Here is a 1,924-nt window from a genome sequence, read left to right as displayed (position 1 = left end):
CTGGGCGGCGTTCATGAAGCCCGCCACGGCCAATCGCCCGATCGAGCAGTTCGAGACGCAGGTGACCCTGCCCGAATGGCAGCTCGAACCCGATGAGGAGAGCTATTTCGGCCAGCCCGACAACGGCCAGATGATGGTCGACGAGAACGGCAATCCGATCGAGCCTGGCGGCGTTCCGGATATGCCGAGCGATGCCCCGGCGGGCGAGCCGATACCGCGCCCCGATGCGGACCCGTCCGACCAGACACCGCAGGTGCCGCAGGTGCCGCAGCAGCAGTTGAACCAGGACTGGATCGACAGGGTAACGGGCCGGGACGCACCACGCCGCGATCCCGCCGCGCCGCAGCCGCGCGCGCCCCAGCGGGACTGGTCACGCGAGAGTTCGCGCGACCGCTTTCAGGACGATCGACCGACCCAGTGAAGCGCCGCGCCATGCGTGCGTAGCCAGACGCGCGCAGGGGTGGGGTCCTCACCATAGAGATCGGCGACGAGCGCGTGGAAGGCGGGCGCGTGGTTCATGTGGACGCGGTGGGCGACCTCATGCGCCACCGTTGCCCGCCGTACGAAGCCGGGGGCGAGGATCAGCCGCCAGCTGTAGCGGATCACCCCGCTCGACGCGCAGCTGCCCCAGCGGCCCCTGGCATCGCCGATCGCGACCTGCGTGACGCTGACCCCCGCCTTGGCGGCATATTCGGCGGTTTCCTGGTCAAGCAGGCCCAGCGCGGTACGCTTGAGCCATGCCTCGACACGGCGGGGAATCGTCTCGACGGGGCCGGACAGCGACAGGATCGCGCCGTCGCGGACCACCGTGCGGCGGCTGCCCGGGGTCCACGCGATCGTCACCGGCTCATCGGCGACCATCACAACCGCATCGGGAACGAAGGGCTGCGGCCGCGGCAGCCGCGCGCGCTGTTCGGCGATCCAGTCCGCCTTCTCCTCCGCCCAGGCCAGCGCCTGCTTCAGCGCCGCCCGCTTGGGCAGGACGAGCCGGGCGCGGCCGCTGGCGGGATCGATCGACAACCGGGCCCGGCGTGCGCGCGGATGCCGGATGATCTCGAGGCCGTCGATCACCGCGTCAGAGTTCGCGGTCGATCACGTGATATTCGAGCTCACCGGCCTCGTCCTCGCTGATCGTCCAGCCGCGGACCGACTGTTTGGCGCGGTGGACCGCCTCGCGGTCGCCGCAGACGAGATAATGCCACTCGGGAAGCTGCTCGCCCGCCGCGCGCAGGCGGTAGGCGCAGGTCGAGGGCAGCCAGTCGATATCGCGGACATTCGACGTCGTCAGCCGCACGCATTCTGCGACATAGGCGTGGCGGTGCCGATAGTCCGAACACTGCCCGCTGCGCCGGTCGAGCAGCCGGCACGACACATTGGTCGCGACGAGCTCGCCGGTATCCTCGTCCTCGAGCTTGTGGATGCAGCATTTGCCACAACCATCGCACAGGGCTTCCCACTGGCCGCGGTCGAGCTTCTCGATCGGCGTGTCTTCCCAGAATCTGGCGCTCATCGGGCCCAGCGCTTGATGTCGTCGGCCAAGGCCTGTGGTCCCTTATCCTGTGGCAGCAGCGCGAGAGGCTTGCCGTCCGGATCCATCAGATAGGCCTGACGCGAGTGATTTACGAGGTAACCGCCACCGGGCGCGGCATCCCCCTTGGCCGAGAAGATCGCGAATTCCTTTTTCACCGTCTCGATCGCCGCGGGACTGCCAGTGAGCCCGACGATGCGCGGATGAAAGGCGGTGACGAACTGCTTGACGACCGCAGGGGTGTCACGCGTCGGATCGACGGTCACGAAGATCGGCACGAGCCGCGCCGCGAGCGCCGGATCGCTGGCCTCGAGCAGTTTCATCGCGCCGCCGATCGTCTGCATGTCGGTCGGACAGACATCGGGACAGAAGGTGTAGCCGAAATACATGATCCGG

General features: G+C 68.3%; 3 protein-coding genes and 1 pseudogene. 1 reads left to right on the top strand and 3 read right to left on the bottom strand.

What is annotated here, in order from left to right:
- Positions 1 to 421: pseudogene (locus sphsw_RS18925) on the top strand (penicillin-binding protein); the annotation flags it as partial.
- Here sphsw_RS18925 and sphsw_RS12570 read toward each other — a convergent pair.
- The 3 genes from sphsw_RS12570 to sphsw_RS12560 form a co-directional block, all read right to left on the bottom strand.
- Positions 397 to 1,071: a M48 family metallopeptidase gene (locus sphsw_RS12570; protein ID WP_031440916.1), complete on the bottom strand. Its 675-nt coding sequence runs from the start codon at positions 1,069 to 1,071 to the stop codon at positions 397 to 399. The pseudogene sphsw_RS18925 and the gene sphsw_RS12570 overlap by 25 nt on opposite strands.
- 4 nt (positions 1,072 to 1,075) lie before the next feature.
- On the bottom strand, positions 1,076 to 1,510 hold the full coding sequence (locus tag sphsw_RS12565) for a YcgN family cysteine cluster protein (RefSeq protein WP_031395091.1): 435 nt from the start codon (positions 1,508 to 1,510) through the stop codon (positions 1,076 to 1,078).
- The coding region (locus sphsw_RS12560) for an SCO family protein (protein WP_031440915.1) at positions 1,507 to 1,924 on the bottom strand (418 nt) is incomplete at its 5' end. The genes sphsw_RS12565 and sphsw_RS12560, both read right to left, overlap by 4 nt.

Origin of the sequence: Sphingomonas sp. FUKUSWIS1 (assembly GCF_000733135.1) — a bacterium.
Classification (GTDB): Bacteria; Pseudomonadota; Alphaproteobacteria; order Sphingomonadales; family Sphingomonadaceae; genus Sphingomonas; species Sphingomonas aerolata.
Note: the sequence above shows the minus strand (reverse complement) of the source record. Positions and strands in the feature narration are given on the sequence as shown.